This window comes from Streptomyces sp. RK62, from assembly GCF_018070255.1.
Classification (GTDB): domain Bacteria; phylum Actinomycetota; class Actinomycetes; order Streptomycetales; family Streptomycetaceae; genus Streptomyces; species Streptomyces nigra.
The window spans coordinates 50,686-76,571 of record NZ_JAGPYD010000008.1; the positions used below are offsets into that span (position 1 = coordinate 50,686).

Here is a 25,886-nt window from a genome sequence, read left to right on the forward strand (position 1 = left end):
CATGCACGCGAAGCTCGCTGTTCAGCGCCGGGTCCGCCCTGCGGCGCGAGCATCCGAAGTGTCCACGAGGCAAGCGAGGCAGGGGAGTTCACCCATGACCGGTGTGTCCGGATCCAAGTCGCCCGACCGGCGCCGCGTGCTCACCGCGGGGGCCGCGATACTCGGCGCCGCGGCCTCCGCGCAGCTGTGGCTGCCCGCGGCCGCCCGCGCCACCGAGACACCGCTGCCCGACGGCGTGTTCGGCCTCGGCGTGGCCTCCGGCGACCCGCTGCCCGACGGCGTGGTGCTGTGGACGCGGCTGGCCCCCGACCCGCTGGACGGCGGCGGGATGCCCGACCGGCCCGTCCCCGTCGCCTGGGAGATCGCCGACGACGAGCGGTTCCGCAAGCCGGTGCGCCGCGGTGTCGCGCAGGCCCGGCCCGAGCTGGGCCACAGCGTCCACGTCGACGTCCGCGGACTGCGCCCGGGCCGCACCTACTGGTACCGCTTCCGGGCCGGCGGGCAGCTCTCGCCCACCGGCCGCACCCGCACTGCACCGCACCCCAAGAGCTCCGGCGGCCTGCTCCGCCTCGCCCTGGCCTCCTGCCAGAACTGGCAGCACGGCTACTTCACGCCGTACGCCGACATGCTGGCCCAGGACCCCGACGTCGTCCTCTTCGCCGGCGACTACATCTACGAGTCGACGCCGTCGGCCACCGGTGTGCGCAGACACGAGGGGAGCGGTGAGCCGTACACGCTGGAGCAGTACCGCAACCGGTACGCCCAGTACCGCACCGACCCCGACCTCGCGGCGATGCACGCGGCCGCGCCCTGGATCGTCACCTTCGACGACCACGAGATCGACAACGACTTCGCCGGCGAGATCCCGCAGGACCCGGACAAGCAGCCGCACGACGCGTTCGTGGCCCGGCTCACGGCGGGCTACCAGGCGTATTACGAGCACATGCCGGTCCGGGCGAGCGCCGTCCCCGACGGCCCGCACATCCGGATGCACCGCCGGCTGGAGTTCGGCCGGCTGGCGCGGCTGAGCGTGCTGGACACCCGCCAGTACCGCAGCGACCAGGCCACCACCCAGGAGGGCGCCGAGGATCCGGCGCGCACCATGCTCGGCGCCGAGCAGAAGCGGTGGCTGCTCGACGGGTTGCGTCGCTCGCCGGCCCGCTGGAACCTGATCTGCTCGCAGATCATGATGGCGGAGACCGACCTGCGGGTCGGCGAGGGCAAGCTCTGGTACTACGACGCCTGGGACGGCTACCAGGCCGAACGCAACGCCCTGATGCGGGAGCTGGGGCAGGTCCGCAATCCGGTCGTGTTCACCGGCGACCGGCACTTCACCATGGTCAGCGATCTGAAGGAGGACTTCGCCGACCCGGAATCCGACGTCGTCGGTGCCGAGTTCGTCGGCACCTCCGTCTCCAGCAACGGCGACCAGGACCAGGACGCCTTCCATCGGGAGTGGGACCCGAGGGTGCCTGACAACCCGCACTGGAAGCTGATCGACGCCCACCGCGGCTACCACCTCTTCGACATCCGCCGCGACGGCATCGACGCGCGGGTGCGGGTCGTGGACACCGTCCGCCGGCCGACGGCGACCGCGAGCACGCTCGCCCGGCTGCGCGTCGAGGAGGGCGTCCCCGGCGTCGAAAAGGTGTGACCCAGGTAACACCCAGAGGGATCCGGGGAGTCGGGCGGCCCCCGGGGTCACCGCTCCGGAACCGAATTGCTGCGGAATCTTGATTCAGAATTCCGATTGCGTCCCGGCCGTGAATTGTGCGGCCGGGGTGGCGGGCGGGACGGAGCATTCCGTACGGATGTGAAGATACGCACCCCTGACGTGGCGGCCGCGCGGTACACCGCGGCCGCCACGTCGCGTACGGTTCGGGGGACATCGTCCAGGGATCCCGTGGGGAACGCCCGGACACCATGGCCCGAAGCCCCGTGCCAGGGCCGCGGTGCGCCTGTGCCGTTACTCACAGCAATTCCAGGGACCTTCGGAGTGCCTCTCGGCAAGGGTCATGGGTACAAGGTGAATGACAGGTTGCGCGCACATATGCGGCCGAGGACGCTCACCTTGCACTGCGGTAACCCCAAGTGGGACCATTTCGAAGTTCCCAGTCGCCACAAGGTAGGTCACCTGTGTCCCAGCACATAGCCAAGCCCCGTACCACCGCAGTGATCCTGGCCGGTGGAACCGGTCAGCGCGTGGGTCTGTCGATCCCCAAGCAGCTGCTGAAGATCGCCGGCAAGGCCGTCATCGAGCACACCCTGACCACCTTCGAGAAGGCCGACTCGATCGACGACGTCATCGTGCTGATGGCACCCGGATACGTCCCGGACATCGAGAAGATCGTCGCCAAGGCCGGGTTCACGAAGGTCAAGAAGATCATCGAGGGCGGCGCCACCCGCAACGAGACCACCGAGCGCGCCATCCAGGCCCTCGGCGAGGGCCTGGCCGAGGGCGAGGACCGCAACGTCCTCTTCCACGACGCCGTGCGCCCCCTGCTCTCGCAGCGCGTCATCGACGACTGCGTCGTCGCCCTGGAGCGCTTCCAGGCCGTCGACGTCGCCATCCCGTCCGCGGACACCATCATCGTCACGCGTACGCACGGTGAGGACGGCGAGTTCATCACCGAGATCCCGGACCGCTCCCGCCTGCGCCGCGGCCAGACCCCGCAGGCCTTCAAGCTGTCCACGATCAAGCGCGCCTACGAGGTCGCCGCCGAGGACCCCAACTTCCAGGCCACCGACGACTGCTCCGTCGTGCTCAAGTACCTGCCGGACGTGCCGATCCACGTCGTCGCGGGTGACGAGTACAACATGAAGGTCACGCAGCCCGTCGACGTCTTCATCGCCGACAAGCTCTTCCAGCTGGCCTCCACCGCCGCTCCCGAGCAGGTGAGCGAGGAGGCCTACCGCGAGCTCCTGACCGGCAAGACGATCGTCGTCTTCGGCGGCTCGTACGGCATCGGCAAGGACATCGCCGAACTCGCCGAGTCCTACGGCGCGAACGTCTACGCGCTCGGCCGCTCCACCACCGGCACCCACGTGGAGAACCCGGAGGAGGTCGACGACGCGCTGTCCAAGGCGTACGGCGAGACCGGCCGCATCGACTACGTCGTCAACACCGCCGGTGTGCTGCGCATAGGCAAGCTCGCCGAGACCGACAACGCCACCATCGAGGAGGCGCTGAAGGTCAACTACCTGGCGCCGGTGCAGATCGCCCGCTCCTCGTACAAGTACCTGTCGGAGACCAAGGGCCAGCTGCTCCTCTACACCTCCAGCAGCTACACCCGCGGCCGCGCCGAGTACAGCCTCTACTCCTCCACCAAGGCCGCCATGGTGAACCTCACCCAGGCGCTGTCCGACGAGTGGGCCGGCGACGGCATCCGCGTGAACTGCATCAACCCCGAGCGGACCGCGACGCCGATGCGTACCAAGGCCTTCGGCCAGGAGCCCGCGGGCTCGCTGCTCTCCTCCGAGGCCGTCGCCCGCACCTCGCTCGACGTGCTGCTCTCCGAGCTGACCGGGCACGTCATCGACGTCCGCCAGCAGGACCCGACGGCGGCGGCCGGCAAGGCGTCCGGCTTCGAGCAGGCGCTGGCCAGTGTCCTGGACCGCCAGGACGGCGTGGCATAATCACCCTTCAATAGCCTTATGAATTCAGGCCTCTGCGATTCTTTGTTCACGAAGAATTCACAGGGGCCTGAGTCCTTCCCTCTTCAGACCGGCCCCTCTCCCTGAGCAGGTTCTCCGTGATATCCACCGCTATTCGCGTCGCCCGGGTGGGCAGCGCGGCCGAGCTGGCCGCGGCGGTCCTCATGATGCTGGGATTCCCGGCACTCATGCTGGCCGCGCTCGTACCGAGCATTCCCGCCTTCGCGGCGGCGGCCGCCGTGACGTACCTGGCGGACCACTATCTGCACCGCAAGGGCAGCTACCTGGTCAACCGCCTCAGCAAGGTCCGGGCCGGTCTGTCGATCCGCTTCCTGATCAGAGAGCTGCTGCTGCTCCTGCTGCTGGCGCGCCTGAGCCTCGCGGACAACCTGGTCTACTACGGCGCGGTCGCCTGCTTCATCGCCTTCTACGGCCTCCAGGCCCCGCACGGCGCGCTGGTCACCCTGATCCGCAACCGCCGCCGGATGCCGGTCGCCACCCGCAACGTCGACCTCGCCTCGCGCGTCCGCATCCCCGACGCCCCGCCGCGCGGCCTGCTGCACCGCTCCGCCGAGAAGATGCTGCACCTCGACCTCGCGGCCGTCGTCGGCATCCTCGTCTCCGCCTGGCTGGAGCACTCCGCCATCGGATTCGTCGGCATCGGTCTCACGGTGGGCCTCGGCCTGCTCTACGTCCTCGCGCTCATGCCGTACGTCCGCGGACGGAAGATCCCGCCGAAGGCCGAGCTCGTCCTGGCCGCCGTCGACGACTGGCTGCGGGTGTACCGGCCCGAGACCGTGCTGTACTTCTCCGGCTCCAAGGACTCCGCGTACCAGGTCAACATGTGGCTGGAGACCATGGAGCAGCTGGACTCCAGGCCGCTGATCATCCTGCGCGAGCGCGCGATCCTGGCCAACCTGGCGCCCACCACGGTCCCCGTCGTCTGCGTGCCCGGCGGTGTGCACCTGATGAACCTGGACCTGAGCACCGTGCGGGTCGCCCTGTACGCCGCGAACGTCGGCAAGAACATCCACCTGCTGCGCGTGCCCACCATGAAGCACGTCTTCATCGGCCACGGCGACAGCGACAAGCTGGCCAGCGTCAACCCGTTCAGCAAGGTGTACGACGAGGTGTGGACCGCCGGCCGCGCGGGCCGCGACCGCTACGCCATAGCCGACGTCGGCGTCCGCGACGACGACATAGTGGAGGTCGGCCGCCCGCAGCTCGCCCCCATCCAGACCTGGCAGGGCGTCCCCGAGGGCCGTATCCCGACCGTGCTGTACGCCCCCACCTGGGAGGGCTGGGACGGCAATCCGGGCAACACCTCGATCGTGCTCGCCGGCGAGAACATCGTGCGCAAGCTCGTCACCGCCGACCCGCCGGTCCGCGTGCTCTACAAGCCGCACCCCTTCACCGGCACCGTCAGCAAGGAGGCCGGCGCCGCCCACCAGCGGATCACCGCCCTCGTCGAGCGCGCCGCCGCCGAGCGTGCCGCCGACCCGCGCTTCACCGCCGACACGGCCGCGCAGTCCGCCGCCAAGGCCGAGCTGGCCCGTGTCGAGGCCCGGCTCGCCGAGCTGTCCGGCAAGGGCGGCAGCAGCGGCGACGAGGCCGAGGCCACCCGTGACGGCCTGCTCGACCCGGTCCGCCACGAGGAGGTCGCCCGGCTGCGCGCCGAGTGGAACGACGCCTACTGGCGCTCCTTCCCGGCCCACGAGCACCGTGTCATCACGGGCGCCGAGCCGCGCCTGTACGACTGCTTCAACGTCTCCGACGCGATGGTCTCCGACATCTCCAGCGTCGTCTCCGACTTCATCGCCAGCGGCAAGCCGTACGCCGTCACGGACTCCGCCGAACTGGGCGTGGAGGAGTTCAAGCGGCAGAACACGGCCGTGCGCGCCGCGACGATCCTGTCGAACCGGGCGGAGCCGCTGGGCGAGCTGCTGGACGCGGTCCGCGACCCGTCCGCCGACCCGCTGGCCGCCGACCGCACCGAGCTGAAGCGCTACCTGCTCGGCCCGGACGAGCCGACGTCCATCGAGCAGTTCAACACGGCCGTGGCGGACCTCGCCATCAAGGCCGAGACCCGCAACGTCGGACAGGAGTCCCGCACGGCGGCCGTACCCGCCCAGCGGGTCGCGGCGGCGGGCGACGACGTGACGGCCTGACCCCGCGGCACCACACGAGGCGCGGCCCCCGAGGAGCACTTTCCTCGGGGGCCGCGCCTTTTGCATGCCTGTGATCTGACTCACCAAAACCTGCCCGGGAGGCAACCCCTGTTCATGGTTGACCGTCTAGTAAGTAGTGAATGAGGCGATACGGGGGGAATATCCCATTGACGAGGGGGAAACGTGACGCAGCCTGATGTGTCCGTGATCATCGGGGCGTACGAAGCGATGCCGTATCTGGTCGAATGCCTCGCATCGGTCGAGGCACAGACCATCGACCCGGAGCGCATCGAGATCATCACCGTCGACGACGGTTCGACGGACGGCACGGGGGAGTACCTGGAGAAGTTCGCGGCCCGGGCGGCCATGCCGGTGACCGTGATCAGGCAGGAGAACTCGGGAGGCCCGAGCGGCCCGCGCAACGTCGGCCTGGGGAAGGCCACGGGGCGCTACGTCTTCTTCCTGGACGCCGACGACCGGCTCGGTCCCGAGGCGCTGGAACGCATGGTCGCGATGGCCGACCGGAACGGCACCGACGTGGTGCTCGGCCGGATCGAGGGCGTCAACCGCGGTGCGCCCAAGTCGATGTGGGGCCGGACGCTGGAGCGGACCGACGTCTTCTCCTCCAACATCCGGTACACGCTGAGCGCGCAGAAGCTGTTCCGTCGCGAGCTGCTGACCCGGCACGGCATGCGCTTCGACGAGTCGCTGTGGACCGGCGAGGACGCGCTGTTCACCATGGAGGCGTATCTGCGGGCCGACGGCGTCTCCGTGATCGCCGACTACACCTGCTACTACCTGGTGGGCCGCGACGACGGCAAGCACGTGACCAAGAGCGGCGGCTACGAACTGCGCTTCGACTCCGCGCGGGCGCTGATGCACCTGATAGCCGGGCATCTGCCGGCGGGCGAGCGCCGCGACCTGCTCATGACGCGCCCGTTAACCGTGACCCTGCTCCCGCAGTTCGGGCCCCGGTTCGCCAAGGACAGCGAAGAGGTCCGCCGGCGCAAGCTCGAACTGGCCAAGCCCCTCATGGACGCCTACTGGACCCCCGGCATCGCCCGCCGGCTCAAGGTCGAGGAGCGTCTGCGTCTGCATCTCGTGGCCGAGCAGCGGCCCGAACTCCTGGTGTCCGTCGCGAAGTTCCTCAAGGACAAGAAGCAGCCCGCGGCTCTCCTCGAGCGCGGCGGCCGCCGCCTCTACCTCGCCTACCCGCACTTCCGCGACGCCGCGGCCGGCATCCCCGACTCCGTGTACCTCGCGGAACCGCGCGAGGCCCGCGCCTACCCCGGATACCGGGAGGGCGGCACGGGCACCCTGCTGCGGAGGGCGGCGCGGAAGGCGGGGCGGATGCTGAGATCCGCCGCCGCCGCTACGGGTGGGCGCGCTGCGGTGGTGTAGCGGACCGCCGCTGGTCGGGGATCTCGGTCGGAACCTCCTCCGCCAGCCGCTCCTCCATGCGGGCCCGGTGTGCCAGGGCCGCCGAACACAGCTCCCGCACCGCCCGGTTGAAGCGCTCCTGCGAGGTCGGCTCGTCCGGTCCCAGCAGGTGCCGCTTCAACTCGGCGCGGGCGTCGGCCAGTTCGTCCTCCTCGGGGTGGCGTACGGCGTCCAGCAGCTCCGGCACCCCGGCCGCGTCCGGCGTCAGCACGGTCGCCGCGCGCACGGTCGGGAAGGTCTTGCGGTACACGTCCTCCGCCAGACCGCTGGTGTTCGCCACCGCGTACGGCTTCCCGCTCGCCAGGAAGTCGCTGATCACGCTCGACACATCGCTGATCAGCAGGTCAGCCTGGTTGAAGCAGGAGTACAGGGTGGGCCGGGCGTCGACCACGACCTGGTGCTCGCCCTCCGGCAGCGACGCCCAGTACGCCTCCTCCCAGGCGGCCGTGGCCCGCGCCACCGCCTCGGCCCGCCCCGGCTCGGGCGCCGACTGCACGAGCATCCGCTCGACCTGGTCGGCGCCGGGCCGCCCGGCGAGCGTCGTCAGCCGGTCCAGCTCCCGAGTCAGCGCGGCGAGTTCAGCGGTGTCGCGGGGGCGCGGCACGGCACGCTCCCGGTTCGCGGCCCGGATCAGCTCCCGGATGCGCTGGTCGGCGGCCCCGGCCCGCGGATCCACCGAACCGGTCAGGGGGTGCGGCTTGTACAGCACCCGCACCCCGGGGTCGGCGAGCAGCGCCCGTACGACGTTCTCGCCGGCCTCGATCACCGAGGTGTTGCCCGGGTTGCCGTCCCAGCCCTCCCAGGTCGGCGCGTACAGGACCGTCGTCCAGGGCCCTGACGGCGGCCCCTGGTACGGCCGTACGCCGTCCAGCTGCGGGCGGCCGATCTCCACGACGTCCTTGTCCTCGACGCCGACCTCGGCGTACGCGTACCGCTCGCGGGCCGCGGGGCCGGCCACCCACACCTCGTCGTACGCCTTCGCGTAGGGGTTGCACGACGACAGCTTGTCGCTCTCCCCGTGGTTGACGAAGGTGTGCTTCAGCGTGGGGATGCGCAGGACCTGGGAGGTCTTCCCGGAGTTCGAGGGATGGATGAGGACCTGGAGCGACGACTCCTCCAGGCGCATCAGGGTGGACACCTTCGGCAGGCACAGGATCGGCACATCGGTCGGCGCGATCTTCTGCACCATGAACCGCTCGCGCAGCACGATCAGCGGCCGGCCCTCCAGCTTCGCCAGCGGCTCCAGCCACATGTTCGCCTGGTACGCCGAGGACACTCCGCCGGAGAAGTACAGCCCGGCCGTCGGCCGGTACTCCGCCAGCCAGGCGTCGAGCCACTCCAGGGCCTCCCGCTCGCCCACGGGGCGACGGCCCGGCAGCAGCCGCGCCAGCAGGTCGGCCAGACCCAGGACGGCCAGCCCGAGGGACAGGGCGACCCCGAGGGCCGCGCAGCGCGGGTCACCGGTGGCCGCCGTGGTGAGCAGGCCCGCCGTGGCCGGCAGCCCGAACAGCACCAGCCGGGGGCCGGGGCGGCGCAGCAGCACCGGCGGCGCGGCGGACAGGCGCAGCGCGGAGGCGTCGATGTTGCGGGTGACCACCGGGAGCGTGCGGGTACGGCGGACCAGCACCGACACCGCCTGGATCGCGCAGTGCAGGGCGTAGAAGGCCAGCAGGCCCCCGACGAGCGGGGTGTACAGCGGCTCCTGCTGCTCGCCGAGCCGCAGCAGGGCCACGACGAGCAGCAGGTCCCGCAGCACATGCCGCACGGTGATGTCGGCGTGCGCCTTGGCGAACGCGGTCAGCGCCACGCGCTGCCAGCGGAACAGCACGCCCTCCACGGCCAGGGACACCACCGTCGCCGTGAGCAGCAGCGGGACGTGCGGGCGCAGCGCCGCGCCGGCCTGGACGCAGAAGGCGGCGGCCAGAAGGGCCGAGACGAGTGCTCCCGCCGGGATGCGGGACAGGGGTGCGGGCAACGCGGTCACTCCAAGGTCGGCGCGGGACGTCGTGCGTCCGGTTCAACGCGCGGCGCCCCGGCAACGACACGCCCGTGTCGTCAGGAGTGACCGTGGTGCCCTCGTGTCAGCGCCCCGACTGCAGGGCCCGGCGGATCGGGCCGCCCACCACGCGGCGCGCGCGCCGGTAGACCGACGTCGGGAGCGCCCCGCCGCTCTGGGTGGCCCGGCCCAGCTCGCGCCGCAACCGCTCGTTGTCCCTGCCCAGTTCGCCGACCCGGCGCTGCAGGAAGGCGAAGCGGCTGCTCAGCGAGGTGAGGTCGACCTCGTTCCAGGGGCCGATGCCCGCCGGGAAGGTCAGCGAGCGCATGCGCTCCTCGAAGGCGGCGCCGCCGTCGCCGTGCGTGAAGGTGTTCTCCAGGCCGTTGCGGTCGAGGAACGCCGTGAACCGCTCGAAGCGCTCCTGGTGGCCGCTCATGAGGGGGCCGAAGTCGGCCTCCTCGTACAGCGCGGCCGGGTCCACCTCGCCCGTCAGCTTGTCGATCCGGCGGTGCGGGATGCCGAAGTACCGGCACAGCTCCAGCGTGCGCGAGTCCCCGCACAGGACGGTCGCCGGGGTGCCCGCGAGCAGCGCGGCGATATTGCCGTGGATCCGGGAGCCGAAGGAGAAGTCGAAGCCGCGCAGATCGTCGATCCAGGTGACCGGGTCGATGTAGACGCGGACCTTGTCCTCCCGGTACATCGGGTGCTCGGGATGCGTGGGCATCGCCGTCACCAGGGCGTTCGGGTCCGACAGATCGCGCCAGTGCAGCTGCCGGGCGTCGCTGAGGTTCTGCCCGATGAAGCGCAGATGCGGGTAGCGGGCGTGCGCCCGGTCGATGACCCGGTCCAGGCCCTGGGACTTCACGGCGCTGTGCGAGCCGTTGACCGCGATCCGGGAGCCGGCGCCGAGGGCCGGCTCCTTCTTGGTGACCGTGAGCTCCTTGCCGTACAGGAACAGCGACGGGCAGCCGATGACCTCGACGTCCCGGAAGCCGAGGTCGTTGAGGTACTTCTCGGTGAACTCGCCCCGCACGCCGATCGAGGCGCTGCGGTCCAGCACGGCGGAGACGAACGCGCGCACCGCGGGCTCGATGCCCTTCAGCCGGGCCGCGTTGTAGCCGAGCCCGGCCTGCGCGCCGACCCCGACGACGACCACCGGGATGCGCAGCTTCTCGATCAGCCGGGTCAGCCGCTTCAGCTGCGCCTCGAACGACGGCCGGAAGGCGTTCGCCAACGGGATGACGAAGGCGTCGAACTCCTCGTTGATCCGGCCGGCCGCCGAGACGTCCGTGCGGATGCCGTTGGAGACGACCTCCGTGCGCGGCGTCTCGAGGATCTTGTGCGTGGCGTCGCTGAAGATCAGGTTTCCGGAGTTGGTGGCGATGACGTCCTGTTCGAGCGCCTCCTCGACGGGGACGACGTCGTACGGGCTCTTGCCCGAACGAAGAAGAAGACGCTGCGTGCGGGGATCCTGGGGAGCGTGTGACACGCTCGTCACCCTAGGTTTGCCGCATCTTTAATTTCCAGAGGCAACCAACGCAACCTTTTCACCGTGCGCGTGGCGTGAGCAAGCGGTTACCACCCGCCTGTGTCCCGGGGGCTGGAACGCCCGCGCGCCGCACGATCCCCTTCGCGTAGATTGCCGGAAGAGGCTTTCGGCGGACACGAGGGAAAAGAGCAGAGGTGGCAGGGGCAAGGCAGGCCGTGCACGAGGCCCGCAGGATCGTCGTCAAGGTGGGCTCTTCCTCGCTGACCACCGCGTCCGGCGGCCTGGACGCCGACCGCGTGGACGCGCTGGTCGACGTCCTCGCCAAGAGCCGCAGCGGCGGGGAGCGGGAGATCGTCCTCGTCTCCTCGGGCGCCATCGCGGCCGGGCTCGCCCCGCTGGGGCTGCGCCGCCGCCCCCGTGACCTGGCCCGGCAGCAGGCCGCCGCCAGCGTCGGCCAGGGCCTGCTCGTCGCCCGCTACACAGCCTCGTTCGCGCGCTACGGCGTCCGCGTCGGCCAGGTGCTGCTGACCAGCGACGACATGAGCCGCCGCGCCCACCACCGCAACGCCTCACGCACCCTCGACAAGCTGCTGGCGATGGGCGCCTTCCCGATCGTCAACGAGAACGACACCGTCGCCACCGACGAGATCCGCTTCGGCGACAACGACCGGCTCGCCGCCCTCGTCGCCCATCTCGTCCACGCCGACCTGCTCGTGCTGCTGTCCGACGTCGACGGCGTGTACGACGGCGACCCCAGCACGCCGGGGACCTCGCGGATAGCGGAGGTGCGCGGCCCGCAGGACCTCGCCCATGTCGAGATCGGCAGCGCGGGCAAGGCGGGCGTCGGCACGGGCGGCATGGTCACCAAGGTCGAGGCGGCCCGCATCGCCGCCGCGGCCGGCATCCCCGTGGTCCTGACCAGCGCCGTCCACGCCGCCGAGGCGCTGACCGGCCGCGACACCGGTACGTACTTCCACGCCACCGGCAAGCGCTCCGCCGACCGTCTGCTGTGGCTCCAGCACGCCTCCACCCCGCAGGGCTCGCTGACCCTGGACGACGGCGCGGTCCGCGCGGTCGTGGAGCGCCGCAAGTCCCTGCTGCCCGCCGGGATCGCCGCCGTCGAGGGCGAGTTCAGCGCCGGCGACCCGGTCGAGCTGCGCGACGGCGCCGGGCGCGCGGTCGCCCGCGGTCTCGTCAACTTCGACGCCAAGGAGATCCCCCAGCTCCTCGGCCGCTCGACCCGCGAACTGGCCCGCGAACTGGGCGCCGAGTACGAACGGGAGGTCGTCCACCGCGACGACCTCGTGCTTCTCCAACCGTAGGCCCACCGCCGCCGCAGCCGCTTGTCGATGAGCGCCAGGGTGGGGTCGATGTAGAGGTCGCCCGGGTCGACGTCGCTGCCGGGCGGGACGATGGCGTCGACTCTTCGGCCCCACCCGTGCCCCCGCGTCACGGCGAAAAGCCGAAAACGGGGGGAACACCCCGTTGTGAACGTCGTCATGAGGTGGACGTTCCGCAAAATCGCCCCGCGAGCCCTTGCGGCCTGCTCAACTTTGTCTCACGGACACATTCCGCCGACCGTCCGGTCGGTCACTGCGTGAAGGAGGCCGTCGTGAGACGAGTGCGCCCTGGGACGGCGCCCCGCAGTGCCGGTGGGGGCTCGTCCCGCGCGGCCGGTGAGGAGCGCGCCTTGACGAGCGTCGCGGCCGGCGACCGGTTCGAGCAGCCGGAGGAGCTGCCCCGCCTGTGGCACGTCACCCTCAGCGTCTCCGGCAAGGAGGCCCCGCTGAAGGACGTCCGGCGCGCGCTCGAACAGCTGGCCCACGACCACCCCTTTCTGCTGACGAGCCGGTACGCGAACGACCACGCGGAGATCCGCTACTGGGAGGAGGCCCGCGACCTGCACGACGCGGCCGCCGTCGCCCTGCGGCTGTGGGGCGAGCACCGCCAGACCGCGGGCCTGCCGCCCTGGGAGATCGTCGGCCTGGAGGTCATCGACCGGGAGACCTACCACCAGCGCGTCGCGGAGGGGTACGGGCCGCTGCCGGCCACACCGGTGGGCGTCCACCCCTTCTGAGCGCCCGGCACGCCCCCGGGCCCGTCTCGCGGTGCGGAATGCGCGCTGGAACGATACGGCGGGCGCACTACCCTTCCTGGTATGACCTCGCTCTCCCCGTACGACGCCATGACCCCGGTCACCCAGGCCGCCTACCGCGCCAAGGCCGCAGCGGCCGACCTGGCCCCCCTGCCGCGGGCCGAGAAGGACGACGCGCTGCTGGCCATCGCGGACGCCCTGGAGGTCCGCACCAGCGAGATCGTCGAGGCGAACGCCAAGGACATCGCCAAGGCCCGCGAGGCCGGCACCAGCGAGGCGATCGTCGACCGGCTGACCCTCACCCCCGAGCGGGTCCGGGCCATCGCCTCCGACGTACGGGACGTCGTCGCCCTGCCCGACCCGGTCGGCGAGGTCGTCCGCGGCTCGACCCTGCCCAACGGCATCGACCTGCGCCAGGTCCGCGTCCCGCTGGGCGTCGTCGGGATCATCTACGAGGCCCGCCCGAACGTCACCGTGGACGCCGCCGCCCTCTGCCTGAAGTCCGGCAACGCCGTGCTGCTGCGCGGCTCGGCCTCGGCGTACGAGTCGAACTCCGCGCTGGTCCGGGTCATCCGGGACGCCGTCGGCGGCGCCGGGCTGCCCGCCGACGCCGTGCAGCTGGTGCCGGGCGAGAGCCGGGAGAGCGTGCGCGAGCTGATGCGGGCCCGCGGCCTGGTCGACGTGCTGATCCCGCGCGGCGGCGCCTCCCTGATCCAGACGGTCGTCGCCGAGTCCACGGTCCCGGTGATCGAGACCGGCACCGGCAACTGCCATGTCTACGTCGACGCCCACGCCGACCTCGACATGGCCGTCGACATCCTGATCAACTCCAAGGCCCAGCGCGTCAGCGTCTGCAACGCCGCCGAGACCCTCCTCGTCCACCAGGACATCGCGCCCGAGTTCCTGCCGCGCGCCCTGGACGCCCTCGCGGAGGCCGGCGTGACCGTGCACGCCGACGACCGGGTGATGGCGTACGCCGAGGACTCCAAGGCCACCGTCGTCGAGGCGACCGCCGAGGACTGGGAGACCGAGTACCTCTCGTACGACATCGCCGCCGCGGTCGTGGACTCGCTGGAGCGGGCGGTCGAGCACATCCGCCTGTGGACCTCCGGTCACACCGAGGCCATCGTGACCACCTCGCAGCAGGCCGCCCGCCGCTTCACCCAACTGGTCGACTCCACCACGGTCGCCGTGAACGCCTCGACCCGGTTCACCGACGGCGGCCAGTTCGGCTTCGGCGCGGAGATCGGCATCTCCACCCAGAAGCTGCACGCGCGCGGCCCGATGGGCCTGCCCGAGCTGACCAGCACGAAGTACATCGTCACAGGCGACGGGCACATCCGGCGCTGATCCGGGGCCGCTGCGGCCCGGCTCACGGGCGCCCGCGGGAAGCCTCGGGGGCGCCCGGCGCACAGCCGGGGCATATGCGTCCGACACGCGCCCCCGCAGGCGTCCGCGCCCCGGGCGGGTGTCTCAGCAGACGGATGAATTTCCATACCGTCTGCCCAAAATGACCCCCCAGGTCTACTCTGGATCCGTGCCGGAGGACGTGGGGGGCACGCCGTTCCCTGACGGCTGGGAGCCCGACGACGACCACGACCACGGGGTGTCGGACGAAGAGTTCGCCTCCGTGGTCTTCGACGAGGCCTTCGTACGCGCGGCCGTGGTGCACGAGCCGAGCGCTGTCGAGCGCCTCCTGGCCGCCGCGCAGGCGAGAGCCGAGGCCTCCGAGGCGGAGGCCCGCCGGGCCCATGGGCGCGGCGACCGGTTCGACGAGGCCTACGGCGAGCTCACCGGATTCGGCCGCGACCCCGACTTCGACGACCTGGACGACCGGGACCTCTTCGAGGACGGCTACGGCGGTTCCGGGGCGTTCGGCAAGCAGGTCCGCTGGCATCGTCCGGTCGCCTGGGTCCTCGCCGTGGTGATGGGCGTCGGCATGGTCGCGCTGGCCTTCGCGGCCGTCTACCGGGGCGCCTCCTCCAGCAGCGGCGACCAGGCCCCCGTGCCGGCCACCACCGGATTGGAGCAGGGCGGGGGACCGGTGCCGTCGGCCTCCGCCGACTACTCCCGGCCGACCGTCTCGGCGATCCCGCGCACGCCCTGACGCCGAGGCGCCGGACACCCCCGGGCCGACCGGTCAAATCTGGTGAGAACCTGTCAGAAGTTGTCCTGTGGACGGGCGTTTACCCGGGCTCCACGAGACCTACCCTGAAGATATGGGAGGGTCAGCGGACCCACCTGAGGGGACACCCGAAGGCGGCCCCGGAGGTGGCGAGGACGAATACCGGTCCGTCGTCTTCGACGAATCGTTCGTGCGGGCTGCCCGCCTGCAGGAGTTCTCCGCGCAGGAGCGCATCACCGACCACGCGCCCGCCGTCCGCAGCCTCCCGCCGCTGCGCAAAGGGCTGTCCCGGCAGGCCCTGATCCTCGTCCTGCTGATGGCCCTCGCCTTCGGCACCGCGATCTACATGGGCGTACGCCACCCCTACCAGGCCCCCGACGGCTCAGGACCGCCCGCCGAGCCGCTGCGCATGACCGTCATCCCGCTCTCCCCCCGCGGCGAGGTGCCCGGAGCGGCCGACACCGACCTGCTGTACGCCCGCAGCCCCGCCGCGCAGTTCCGCATCGGCGCCGAGGGCGTCCCGCTGCCCGCCGCCCGGCGCACCGCGCACTTCTCGGACAGCCAGGTCACGGGCGCGCTGTCCATCGCCAAGGACTACATCGTGCGGTCCGCCCTCTACCCCGAGGTGCTGACCGGCGACCAGACCCGCCCCGTGCGGGTGCTGCTCGACCCCGAGCAGCTCGACCAGTTCGACCGCAGCTTCAGCCACCCCGCCCCGGACGGACGGCACGCGCCCACCGGCTGGCTGGTGCGCTTCGACCCCTCCCAGGCGGAGCTCGCCGACCGCAGGATCCGGGTGCAGGGCACCCTCCAGGCCGCCGAGAGCGACGCCGGCACCCTGGAGGTCACCGCCGACCACACCTTCGTCTACGCCCTGCGCCCCGCGCGCGAGGACGCGGGCGGGGACAAGGCCGACGCGTCGCTGTTCACGGTGCGCCGGGAGCTGCAGTTCCGGTTCGACCGCGAGGATCTGCGGCTGCACCAGGCCCAGCTGGTCGTCTCCTACGTGCAGGCCGGACCGCTGTCCTGCGCCGAGGACTCCGTGAACCGGCTGCACCCGCTGCTGTCCGGCCAGACCGCCAAGGAGGGCGGACCGGCCGGGACCGACCCCTACGCCACCGGCGGGGCCACGGCCCTGTGCGGCTCTCTGGCACCGGGATCCCAGCCGAAGGTCTGAGCGGCCCCTCCGGCACCCGCCTCAGGCCGTGCTGCCGGACGCCCCGTCGCCGTCCTCGCGCGCGGGCCCGTCCTTCGGCGTCGAGCCCGACCCCGAGCCCGCGCCCGTGAAGCCGCCGAAGCCCCTGCGCACCCGGCCGCCCAGGTCGCCCGCGCCCCCGGCGATGTCCGTGACCAGCTTCATCAGCGGGTCCTTGGACGACTTCACATGGCCGGCGTAGTGGGACGCCGACTCACGGAAGGAGTCGGTCACCGAGGTGTCCTTGTCCTCGGAGCGGCGCGGGTAGTGGCCGTCCATGATCCGCTGGAAGTCGCGGGACTCCGCCCACCGCTTCAGCTCGGCCGCGCGGACCGTGGTGAAGGGGTGCGAGCGGGGCAGGACGTTCAGGATCTTCAGGACCGAGTCGCGCAGGTCGCCGCCCGCCTCGTACTCCTCGGCCTGCTTCAGGAAGGCGTCGACGTTCATCTCGTGCAGATGGTGGCCGCCCGCGAGCTTCATCAGGCCGCGCATCGACGCCTGGAGGTCCTGGCCGACGAGCAGCCCCGCGCGGTCCGCGGAGAGCTCCGACTTGCGGAACCACTCCCGCAGGGCCGTCACGATCGCCATGATCGCCAGATTGCCCAGCGGGATCCAGGCGACCCGGACCGCGAGGCTGGTCAGGAAGAGCAGGATCGTGCGGTACACCGAGTGGCCCGAGAGGGCGTGACCCACCTCATGGCCGACGACGGCCCGCATCTCCTCCTCGTCGAGCAGCTCCAGCAGGCCCGTCGTGACGACGATGATCGGCTCGTCCAGGCCGATGCACATCGCGTTGGGCACCGGGTCCTGGTTGACGTACATCGGGGGGACCTTCTCCAGGTCCAGGATGTAGCAGGCGTCCCGCAGCATGTCGTTGAGGTGCGCGAACTGCTCGTCGGAGACCCGGACCGAGTCCGACAGGAACAGCAGCCGCAGACTGCGCTCGGGCAGCAGGCCGCTGAGCGCCTTGAAGACCGTGTCGAAGCCGGTGAGCTTGCGCAGGGCCACCAGGGCGGAGCGGTCCGCGGGGTGCTCGTAGGCGCGGGAGGAGATCCCGGGGAAACGCGTGCGCCGCCTGCTCGGCACCTGCTCCTGCCCGCTGTGCTCGTGGCCGTCGGACATGTCTTTCCCCCATGTGCGTGAGTGTGGCCTTTGCGGACCCTTGTGCGGCCCTTTGCGTCCCCGAGGCTGGGCTCAGCCTAGGCGCAGTTACCGTGGACGGGCACTACAGCGAAGGAGTTCGGCGTCATGGAGCACATCACCGCGGCCGCCTGGTTCGCCGAGGCCGCGGGCGCGGCCGAGGAGCCGGTGTCGGGCAATCTGCTCAGGATCGTGCTGATCGTGGTGGTCGTGGGCGCTGTGCTGACCGCGTGGTTGCTGCTGCGGGGCTACAGGCAGAAGGACGACTGAGCCGCGGGGAAGGTTCCCCGGGCGGGCCGGAGCGCCACCAACGGTGGAGTCGGCGTGATCGCCGTCATGGTGGCCGCATACGATGAGCCGACATCTTTATCCCGCCCACACCGATAGGTCACGCCGAAGATGAGCTTCCACAGCGCAGCTGCCCAGTTGGTCACTCTCGCCGCCGAGGGCGAGCAGCACGGCGGCAACCACGACAGCATCAGCCCGTGGCTCACCGGCGGCGGTGCCTTCGTCATCCTCCTGCTGCTGCTGTGGGTCACCACCCGCTTCAACCGCGACCGCTGATCCCGGCCGGCCTCCAGGCTCCGCCCGCGCGACCGCCGGCCGGGGCTCTCAGGCGGGGCCGGTAGGGTCTGCACGCATGGGAGAGCAGGACATGCCTACCGGCCCCGGAAACGGACCGACGAACTCCGGCAAGCGCCGTCTCGGCGTCATGGGCGGGACGTTCGACCCGATCCACCACGGCCACCTCGTCGCGGCCAGCGAGGTCGCCGCGCGGTTCCACCTGGACGAGGTCGTGTTCGTGCCGACCGGCCAGCCGTGGCAGAAGAGCCACCGGCACGTCTCCCCGGCCGAGGACCGCTATCTGATGACGGTCATCGCCACGGCGGAGAACCCCCAGTTCTCCGTCAGCCGCATCGACATCGACCGGGGCGGCCCCACCTACACCGTGGACACGCTGCGCGATCTGCGCGCGCTGAACCCCGACACGGACCTCTTCTTCATCACCGGAGCCGACGCCCTCGGTCAGATCCTGACCTGGCGCGACTCCGAGGAGCTGTTCTCCCTCGCGCACTTCGTCGGGGTCACCCGGCCCGGCCACCAGCTCGACGACGCAGGCCTGCCGGAGGGCGGCGTCTCGCTGGTCGAGGTCCCGGCGCTGGCCATCTCGTCCACCGATTGCCGTGCGAGAGTCGCGAAGAAGGACCCCATCTGGTATCTGGTGCCGGACGGAGTCGTGCGCTACATCGACAAGCGCGAGCTGTACCGCGGCGAGTGAGGCGAGTGAGCCGAGAGGGGCTACGGTGAACGACCGATACGACGCGGGCTACGGGGACGTCCCCTACGAACTGGTCGGCTACGACGAGTACGGGCAGCCGGTGTACCGGCAGATCCCGGCGCAGCAGCAGCCCCAGCAGCACTACGACCCCTACGCTCAGCAAGGCTACGGATACGACCCGTACGCGACCGGCACCCAGCCGCAGACACCGCCGTACGACCCCTACGGCGACACCGGCGCGCAGGAGCCCGCCCCCGCCCCCTACGACCCGTACGGCACCGGCACGCAGGCCCAGTACGACCCCTACGGGCAGACCGCCGCCAGTGGCCGGCAGCCCCGCGTCGCCGAGCAGACCGCCTACATCCCGCAGCAGGCCCGCCCGGCCGAGGAGCCGGAGACCGTGGAGCCGGAGACCGGCGAGCGGGCCGACCGGGACTACCGCACCGAGCAGTTCGCCTTCGTCGAGGAGCCCGACCAGGACTCCGAGGACGTCATCGACTGGCTGAAGTTCACCGAGAACCGCACCGAGCGGCGCGAGGAGGCCCGGCGCCGGGCACGCGCGCGCGTGATCGCGCTCGTCGTCGTCCTCGCCCTCGTCGTGGCGGGCGGCGTCGGCTACCTCTGGTACGCCGGGAAGCTGCCCGGCCTCGGCTCGTCCGACGGCAAGACGAACACCGCGACGCCGGTCGGCGCGCAGAAGCGCGACGTGATCGTCGTCCATCTGCACAACACCGCCAAGGGCGGCACCTCCACCGCCCTGCTCGTCGACAACACCACCACCCAGCAGGGCACCACCGTCCTGCTGCCCAACTCCCTCGCCGTGGCCTCCGACGACGGCTCCACGACCACCCTGGCCAAGTCCGTCGACGACGACGGCTCCGCCGGCACGCGCGACGCCATCGACACCGTCCTCGGCACCGAGATCCAGGGCACCTGGCGGCTGGACACCCCCTATCTGCAGAACCTCGTCGACCTGATCGGCAACATCGAGGTCGACACCGACGTGAACGTCCCCGACCCGTCCGCCAAGTCCAAGGGCGCCGCACCCCTCGTCCGCAAGGGCAAGGACCAGACCCTCAGCGGCAAGACGGCCGTCGCCTACGCCACCTACCAGGGCTCGGGCGAGGCCCAGAACGCCCAGCTCCAGCGGTTCGGGCAGGTCATGCAGGCCGTACTGCGCAAGCTGACCTCGGACAGCGGCGGCGCGACCACCACCGTGCAGACCCTCGGCATGATCATCGAGCCGCCGCTGACCGAGAAGGACCTCGGCGCCTTCCTCGCCCGGCTCGCCGACCTGGCCAAGGGCGGCGACTACAAGACGGCCCTGCTGCCCGTGCAGGACGACGGCACGCTGAGCCAGGAGGCCAGCGCGAGCGTGGTCAAGGACGTCCTCGGCGGCACCGCCAAGAGCCCCGACAAGGACGCCGCCGTCCGCGTGTCCGTCCGCAACGCCAGCGGCGTCAAGGACAACTCCGGCGAGGCGCGCGTGGTGCTGCTCAACGGCGGCTTCACCTTCCTGGAGGGCGGCACCGCGTCCGCCGTGGCGACCTCCCAGGTCCGCTACTCCGACGCCGCCGACAAGGCCGACGCCACCGAGGTCGCCAAGACCCTGGGGCTGCCCGCCGGTGCGGTCGTCAAGGGCGAGGTGTCCGCCAACGCGGATGTCACGGTGGTCCTCGGACAGGACTACGACCCGAAGTCGTGAGGCACCCGGCACCCCACGTGCGCCACCCGTCACGTGGGGTGCTGTCACCGGTCCGTGAGACCCTTGGAGACAAGTGTCCACCGACCGAAAGCCTTGTAGTGACCGCTACCGACCGTTCGACCGAACTCGTCCGCACCGCCGCCCAGGCGGCCGCCGACAAGCTCGCGCACGACATCATCGCCTATGACGTGAGCGACGTCCTGTCGATCACCGACGCCTTCCTGCTCGCCTCCGCGCCCAACGACCGCCAGGTCAAGTCGATCGTCGACGAGATCGAGGAGCGGCTCCACAAGGAGCTCGGCGCCAAGCCGGTGCGCCGCGAGGGCGACCGCGAGGCCCGCTGGGTGCTGCTGGACTACGTCGACATCGTCGTCCACGTCCAGCACTCCGAGGAGCGCGTCTTCTACGCCCTGGAGCGCCTGTGGAAGGACTGCCCCGAGCTCGACCTTCCCGAGGACGCCAAGGCCACCCGCGGCAAGGCCGCCGAGCACGCCAAGCTCCAGGCCGCGGAGGAGGCCGCCGAGCTGGACGGTGAGTGGCGGTGAGCGCCACCGGTGAGGTGACCGCCGGCCGTCCCGGCCGGGGGCGCCGCCTCATCCTCTGGCGGCACGGCCAGACCTCGTGGAACGTGGAGCGCCGCTTCCAGGGCTCCACGGACGTCGACCTCACCGAGGTCGGCGTCTCCCAGGCCCGCCGTGCCGCCCGGCTGCTCGCCGGCCTCAAGCCGGACGCGATCATCGCCTCCGACCTCAAGCGCGCCGCCCGCACCGCCGCCGAGCTGGCGGTGCTCACCGGCCTGGAGGTCACCCACGACGAGGCCCTGCGCGAGACCTACGCGGGCGTCTGGCAGGGGCTGACGCACGAGGAGATCATCGCCCGGTACGGGGAGGAGTACGCCGCGTGGAAGCGCGGTGAGCCGGTCCGCCGCGGCGGCGGCGAGCTGGAGACCGAGGTGGCCGACCGCGCCGCCCCGGTCGTGCTGCGGCACGCCGAGAAGCTCCCCGCGGACGGGACGCTCGTCGTGGTCAGCCACGGCGGCACGCTCCGTACGACCATCGGCCGCCTCCTGGGCCTGGAGCCGCACCACTGGGAGAGCCTGGGCGGGCTGTCGAACTGCTGCTGGTCCGTCCTCGGCGAGGGCGCCCGCGGCTGGCGTCTGCTGGAGCACAACGCCGGCACCCTGCCGGAGCCGGTGCTCGGCGACGACGACTGACGCCGACGACGGACGCCGAGGTCCCGGCCGGGGCGGCCCGGGACCCGGATTTCACTTTCCGGCAGGTCGCAGGCTAAAGTTCTTCTTGTTCGCCCCGCTGAGCGGGAAGAACAGCGACAAGGGGCTATAGCTCAGTTGGTAGAGCGCCTGCATGGCATGCAGGAGGTCAGGAGTTCAATTCTCCTTAGCTCCACAGCGAGACAACAAGATCCCGCCGATCGATCCGATCGGCGGGATCTTCTGGTATCCGGCACGGGTGCCCGGACCAACGTCCTCCTGCGCGGGGCCGGTTCGCACGGGACGAGATCCCGCGGGAACTGTTCCGGTCCGGCTTGAGTGACTTGGGCCCCGCAGGCGTATACCTCTGAGGAGGCGTCCAGGCGCGGTGGACGCGCGGTCCCGTACGCCGACGGGGCCGCCGTGTCCGGACTGGTACTGAGGCGTCGCTGACCGTATTGGCCCGGCCGTGGCAGAATCAAACGGCCGGAAGGGGGCGCGTCCCGACGGGAGGGAGCAGTGATGCCTGCGAGCATCCTCGGAGAGGTCGGTCACCTCTTCGAGACGGCATTGGCACGGGACACCATCATTCGCCTCAGCTGCCCTTCCTGCGGTTCCGGCCACGTCGCCCAGCTTCTCGGGGACAACGGCGGAATCTCCTACGTGTGCACGGCCTGCGGCCACAGCTGGAGCTGATCGATGGGTGCACACAGGCGAAAGTGCGACTGGTGCGGCAGCGGAACGCCGATCGTCCGTGACATGGAACCGGTGAACCCCGACTACCAGTACTGGTGCGAGGAATGCGCGCGGGCGCTGATCATAAAAGGCGACCCCATCGAGACCTACCGTGAGCTCGAAGGGGAGCCGATCTACGGGCGTCTGCTCGAGGAGCACTGCACGCTCAAGCGCTTCTACTCCTTCGTCACGGCGTGACGGTGGTGTCCCGCTTCCCGGGGTCCGTCCTGGGGGTCCCTCAACTGTCAGGTAATCCGACATAGGTGGACATACCGGGCAGGCGGGTAATGGATTTGGTGGAGCGCCCCGTCGACCGGTAATGTTGGCGTCGCCGCCGGGGAGACCGGGCGGACCAGGCAAGGGGCTATAGCTCAGTTGGTAGAGCGCCTGCATGGCATGCAGGAGGTCAGGAGTTCAATTCTCCTTAGCTCCACAGTGAGATCCCCCGGGTCGATGAGACCCGGGGGATCTTTTTCATGTGCGCGTGGTGCGGGCGTCGTTGCCCGGGACGCGCGGGAGACGCGCGAAGGGGCCGCCCGGATCGGACGGCCCCTCCACACGCGTTCTACGGCCCCTCTACGGCCCCTCAGCGGCCCAGTGCGCGCCGGCCCCGGCCCTCGCGGCCCTGGGAGAGCACCGGCAGGTTGTTGCGCGACGGGGCCTGCCCCCGCGTGTCCTCCTCGATCCGCAGGGCCAGCGCCGGGCAACGCCGCACCGCCCGCAGGGCCTTGGCCTCCGCATAGCGCGGCACCATGGCCTGGGCGACGGTCGGGAAGCCGTCGGCGCCGAGCTGGAAGACCTCCGGGAGGATGTCCGCGCACAGGCCGTGGCCCCGGCACAGCGTCCAGTCGACGTAGATCTTCTGACGGCTGGGACCGTTCTCCTCGGACTCGCCGCCGCCCGGGATGCCCGTCGGCGCCTTGCCGCCCTCGAAGAGCGGCAGAACGCCCTCCACGGGCCGTCCGCAGCCGTTGCCGAGGACATGGGCGGCCAGGTCGTCCGTGAACGCCTTGATGGTCGACTCGAGGAACATCGCCGAGCCGTCCGGGTGCGAGCACGCCCCGCGCCGCTTCACGTTCTTGGCGACCTGCTTCAGCGCCTCCAGGGCGGCCGGGCCGCCGCCGTTGATGATGTCCTCCATGCCGCGCGCCGCGGCCGGCAGGCCGAGGTAGCAGGGCCCGCACTGACCGGCGCTCTCCTCGGCAAGCCACTGCGCCACCCGCAGCGACTCGCCCAGCGGGCAGGTCTCCTGACTGATCGGCAGGATCGCGCCGGCGCCCAGCGAACCGCCCACCGCGTCCAGCGAGTTGCGGGAGACGATCGCCTCGTTCACGGTCGCCGCGTCGATCCACTTGCCGTGGTAGCCGCCGGTCAGCACGCCCTGCGGGACCGGCGGGGCCCCGGCGAGCTGGAGGACGTAGCGCAGCGGCACGCCGGTGGGGACCTCGATGACCATGGGGCGCGCCACCGCGCCGGAGACCGTCAGCATGACGGTGCCCGGCTCGTCGTACAGACCCGTGTTGCCGTAGCGCTCGGGGCCGATGCGGGCGGCGATGGCCAGCTGCGCGAACGTCTCGGCGTTCGACAGCAGGGTCGGCGCGCCGCCCACGCCGTTCTGCGAGGCGCTGACCTTGCGGCCGGGCGGGATCGCCGGGCCGCCGTCGATGGAGCGGATCAGGGACGCCGCCGCGCCGGTGACCATGCGCACCGGATTGCGCTGCACGAACGCGCGTAGCGCCGAGCGGCGGCTGTTGCTCAGACCGCGCTCGGCCAGCGCGGCCTCCATGGACCGCTGGGTCGACTCCCGGGTGACCCCCACCACGAGCGTGCGGGCTCCCAGGGCCTCGGCGACCAGCAGCGCGCCGTCCAGGATGAGGTGCGGGGCACGGTTGATCATCACCGTGTCCTTGCGGCAGGCCGGTTCGTCCTCACTGCCGTTGACGACGACGACCGGCCGCACACCGCGCTTGATCGCGGACTCGGCGACCGAGCGCAGCTTCTTGTGGAAGGGGAAGCCCGCGCCGCCGCGGCCCTTGAGGTTGATGTTCTCGGCGAGCTTCGCGAGCTGCTCGCCGCCCATCGGTTCGAGCGGCCCGTGCACCTTGAGGTGCATGGGCAGGTCCAGTCGTTCCACAAGGTCGAAGCCCGACGTGAGCTGGGGAAGTCCGACCACGCGGACTTCGGGGACGTCGGGCAGGGCCTCGTTCACTTAAAGCCTCCGGAAGGCGTGTTCCAAGGTTCGCCCGGACCCGGTGCGTCGAAGTCGTAGGGAGCACCGGGCATCGTTTCAGTGGCGGGACCGCTGTTGTACGTGTCGTTCTGGTTGTACGTACCGAAGACGGCGTTTGTCTCGGAGGTGTCGTACACATCACTCGACCCGTAGCCGGCGGCGCCGCCTCCGTAGCCCGCGGCGCCCGCGGTGCCGTAGGCGGGGATGTTGTTGAAGCCGGTGTCGTTGAGCGGATCGTAGGCCGAGGGGGGTGCCTCGCCGACCGGCGGCGGGGAGGGGATCGGCCAGCTGCCCGTGCCGCCGTCCGCGCGCGGGACGGCCTGGGTGGGCTGGGTGTCGAACGGCAGGTCCATCCGGGCCGTCCGGTCTCCCGCGTACGACTCCTGGCCGCCACCGGAGCGCGGGGAGACGGCCCGGTAGGCGGCGGCGAAGCCGGCGGTGGTCTCGGCGGCCGAGGGGGGCTGCGCCGGCATGCCGGGCAGGGGACCGGGCCGGTCGTCGCGGGACGCGCGCTTCGCGGAGCGCGGGGCGTCGAAGCCCGCCGACCCGTGGGCGGCCCGGGCGCGGCTCTCCTCGAGGCCCTCGCGGACCCCCGGCTCGTTCCCGACGATCCGGGCGATCCGGTCGGCGAAGCGGCGCTTGACCGGGCGCGGCGCGGCGCGCAGGGCGAGGGCGGCGGCGACGCCGACCACGCACAGCTCGTAGCTGACCATGAAGAAGGTCTTCGCCGGGCGCCCGGCGAACAGGCCGTGGATCAGCGCCGCGCACCAGGCGGGGTAGGCCAGCATGTGCATCGCGCGCCAGCGGGCGGCGACCGGCGCGGGGGACGCGAACTGGTTGCGCAGCGCGCCGGTGACGCCGACGAAGATCATGAGCAGCGCGGCCATGGAGCCCAGGCCGATCAGGAAGGCGCTGCCCGGGATCTCGTCGCCGCCGAAGAAGACGAGGCTGAACGGGATGATCGCGGCCATCGGGCTCGCGTGGTCCAGGGCGAGTTTGACGCCGATGTGCACCAGAAGGAACGCGATCGAGGCGACGGCGGTCACCCGGTGGACGCCCTGCGCGATGATCCGCTGGCGGGTGTCGAGGATCATCCGGTCCTGGGCGACCAGACCCCAGATCACGGAGCAGGTGAGACAGACGAGGGACAGGACGCCGGCACCGAAGTTGAGGAACTCCTGGAGCCAGCTGCCGCCGAGGAAGACGACCAGGGGTATGAGCAGCAGGACGGCGGCCGTCGCCACCCCGTAGGCCGACCGGCCCGGCTGGGGGAGCGAAGTGTTACTACGACGAGGGTTCATGGGGGCAACTCCGAGCGGTTCGGGAAGGCGGTCCCGGTGCCGCACTCTAAGTGGCTCCATACCGGGGGGTACGGCGTTTGAGTTATTGCGTTGTTATCTACGGGCCGCGCGTGGCGCCCGATGT

The 25,886-nt window shown here is 71.2% G+C and carries 21 protein-coding genes and 2 tRNA genes; 18 read left to right on the forward strand and 5 right to left on the reverse strand.

Annotation, left to right across the window (positions count from 1 at the left end; translation table 11 throughout):
• Window positions 1-94: 94 nt before the first annotated feature.
• The 4 genes from KBY32_RS16645 (at window position 95) to KBY32_RS16660 (ending at window position 7,223) form a co-directional block, all read left to right on the forward strand.
• Window positions 95-1,654, forward strand: a complete 1,560-nt coding sequence (locus KBY32_RS16645; protein ID WP_210980601.1) for an alkaline phosphatase — start codon at window positions 95-97, stop codon at window positions 1,652-1,654.
• 482 nt (window positions 1,655-2,136) lie between these two features.
• Window positions 2,137-3,636: a bifunctional cytidylyltransferase/SDR family oxidoreductase gene (locus KBY32_RS16650; protein WP_115508808.1), complete on the forward strand. Its 1,500-nt coding sequence runs from the start codon at window positions 2,137-2,139 to the stop codon at window positions 3,634-3,636.
• 146 nt (window positions 3,637-3,782) lie between these two features.
• Window positions 3,783-5,822: a hypothetical protein gene (locus KBY32_RS16655; RefSeq protein WP_210980767.1), complete on the forward strand. Its 2,040-nt coding sequence runs from the start codon at window positions 3,783-3,785 to the stop codon at window positions 5,820-5,822.
• A gap of 228 nt (window positions 5,823-6,050) precedes the next feature.
• Window positions 6,051-7,223, forward strand: coding sequence for a glycosyltransferase family 2 protein (locus KBY32_RS16660; protein WP_247689607.1), 1,173 nt, complete (start codon window positions 6,051-6,053; stop codon window positions 7,221-7,223).
• Here the strand turns inward: KBY32_RS16660 and KBY32_RS16665 are convergent.
• Both KBY32_RS16665 and KBY32_RS16670 read right to left on the reverse strand, forming a co-directional pair.
• Complete coding sequence (locus KBY32_RS16665; protein ID WP_210980602.1) at window positions 7,195-9,237, reverse strand: hypothetical protein; 2,043 nt, start codon at window positions 9,235-9,237, stop codon at window positions 7,195-7,197. The two genes, KBY32_RS16660 and KBY32_RS16665, sit on opposite strands and share 29 nt — an antisense overlap.
• A 106-nt stretch (window positions 9,238-9,343) precedes the next feature.
• Window positions 9,344-10,747 (reverse strand): polysaccharide pyruvyl transferase family protein, encoded by a 1,404-nt coding sequence (locus tag KBY32_RS16670; protein WP_210980603.1) that lies wholly within the window; start codon window positions 10,745-10,747, stop codon window positions 9,344-9,346.
• A 215-nt stretch (window positions 10,748-10,962) separates the two neighbouring features.
• Between KBY32_RS16670 and proB the strand changes: the two genes are divergently transcribed.
• The 5 genes from proB (at window position 10,963) to KBY32_RS16695 (ending at window position 16,144) form a co-directional block, all read left to right on the forward strand.
• Entirely contained in the window at window positions 10,963-12,069 is a 1,107-nt protein-coding gene (gene proB / locus KBY32_RS16675) for a glutamate 5-kinase (protein ID WP_115508805.1), read from the forward strand.
• Between the two features lie 299 nt (window positions 12,070-12,368).
• A complete protein-coding gene (locus tag KBY32_RS16680; protein ID WP_055620919.1) occupies window positions 12,369-12,824 on the forward strand; it encodes a hypothetical protein in 456 nt (151 codons plus the stop codon).
• An 81-nt stretch (window positions 12,825-12,905) separates the two neighbouring features.
• Window positions 12,906-14,192 carry a glutamate-5-semialdehyde dehydrogenase gene (locus tag KBY32_RS16685; RefSeq protein WP_055620918.1) on the forward strand — a complete coding sequence of 429 codons (1,287 nt, stop codon included), beginning with the start codon at window positions 12,906-12,908 and terminating at the stop codon, window positions 14,190-14,192.
• 160 nt (window positions 14,193-14,352) lie between these two features.
• Entirely contained in the window at window positions 14,353-14,949 is a 597-nt protein-coding gene (locus KBY32_RS16690) for a hypothetical protein (RefSeq protein ID WP_210980604.1), read from the forward strand.
• 112 nt (window positions 14,950-15,061) lie between these two features.
• Window positions 15,062-16,144, forward strand: a complete 1,083-nt coding sequence (locus tag KBY32_RS16695) for a hypothetical protein (protein ID WP_115508801.1) — start codon at window positions 15,062-15,064, stop codon at window positions 16,142-16,144.
• Window positions 16,145-16,165: 21 nt separating this feature from the next.
• Here KBY32_RS16695 and KBY32_RS16700 read toward each other — a convergent pair whose 3' ends face one another.
• Window positions 16,166-17,284 carry a M48 family metallopeptidase gene (locus KBY32_RS16700; RefSeq protein WP_055620915.1) on the reverse strand — a complete coding sequence of 373 codons (1,119 nt, stop codon included), beginning with the start codon at window positions 17,282-17,284 and terminating at the stop codon, window positions 16,166-16,168.
• Between the two features lie 126 nt (window positions 17,285-17,410).
• Between KBY32_RS16700 and KBY32_RS16705 the strand changes: the two genes are divergently transcribed.
• The 9 genes from KBY32_RS16705 (at window position 17,411) to KBY32_RS16745 (ending at window position 22,664) form a co-directional block, all read left to right on the forward strand.
• The gene (locus tag KBY32_RS16705) at window positions 17,411-17,572 is read left to right on the forward strand and encodes a hypothetical protein (protein WP_164492289.1); all 162 of its coding nucleotides are present in this window, start codon (window positions 17,411-17,413) and stop codon (window positions 17,570-17,572) included.
• 129 nt (window positions 17,573-17,701) lie between these two features.
• Window positions 17,702-17,866, forward strand: a complete 165-nt coding sequence (locus KBY32_RS16710; protein ID WP_107096706.1) for a hypothetical protein — start codon at window positions 17,702-17,704, stop codon at window positions 17,864-17,866.
• 76 nt (window positions 17,867-17,942) lie between these two features.
• Window positions 17,943-18,581 carry a nicotinate-nucleotide adenylyltransferase gene (gene nadD / locus KBY32_RS16715; protein ID WP_108706836.1) on the forward strand — a complete coding sequence of 213 codons (639 nt, stop codon included), beginning with the start codon at window positions 17,943-17,945 and terminating at the stop codon, window positions 18,579-18,581.
• Between the two features lie 25 nt (window positions 18,582-18,606).
• Window positions 18,607-20,286 carry an LCP family protein gene (locus tag KBY32_RS16720; protein WP_210980605.1) on the forward strand — a complete coding sequence of 560 codons (1,680 nt, stop codon included), beginning with the start codon at window positions 18,607-18,609 and terminating at the stop codon, window positions 20,284-20,286.
• A 98-nt stretch (window positions 20,287-20,384) separates the two neighbouring features.
• Window positions 20,385-20,831: a ribosome silencing factor gene (rsfS, locus tag KBY32_RS16725; RefSeq protein WP_210980606.1), complete on the forward strand. Its 447-nt coding sequence runs from the start codon at window positions 20,385-20,387 to the stop codon at window positions 20,829-20,831.
• Complete coding sequence (locus KBY32_RS16730) at window positions 20,828-21,499, forward strand: histidine phosphatase family protein (RefSeq protein ID WP_055620969.1); 672 nt, start codon at window positions 20,828-20,830, stop codon at window positions 21,497-21,499. Before rsfS ends, KBY32_RS16730 begins: the two co-directional genes overlap by 4 nt.
• Before the next feature lie 120 nt (window positions 21,500-21,619).
• Window positions 21,620-21,692: transfer RNA gene (locus KBY32_RS16735), tRNA-Ala, on the forward strand.
• A gap of 503 nt (window positions 21,693-22,195) precedes the next feature.
• Window positions 22,196-22,429, forward strand: a complete 234-nt coding sequence (locus KBY32_RS16740) for a hypothetical protein (protein ID WP_003976229.1) — start codon at window positions 22,196-22,198, stop codon at window positions 22,427-22,429.
• A gap of 162 nt (window positions 22,430-22,591) precedes the next feature.
• Window positions 22,592-22,664, forward strand: a tRNA-Ala gene (locus KBY32_RS16745).
• 153 nt (window positions 22,665-22,817) lie between these two features.
• On the opposite strand, the gene KBY32_RS16750 is transcribed toward KBY32_RS16745, so the two are convergent.
• Both KBY32_RS16750 and KBY32_RS16755 read right to left on the reverse strand, forming a co-directional pair.
• Window positions 22,818-24,440, reverse strand: coding sequence for an NADH-quinone oxidoreductase subunit NuoF family protein (locus KBY32_RS16750; RefSeq protein ID WP_210980607.1), 1,623 nt, complete (start codon window positions 24,438-24,440; stop codon window positions 22,818-22,820).
• Window positions 24,437-25,762 (reverse strand): ferric reductase-like transmembrane domain-containing protein, encoded by a 1,326-nt coding sequence (locus KBY32_RS16755; RefSeq protein ID WP_210980608.1) that lies wholly within the window; start codon window positions 25,760-25,762, stop codon window positions 24,437-24,439. Before KBY32_RS16755 ends, KBY32_RS16750 begins: the two co-directional genes overlap by 4 nt.
• Between the last annotated feature and the right edge of the window lie 124 nt (window positions 25,763-25,886).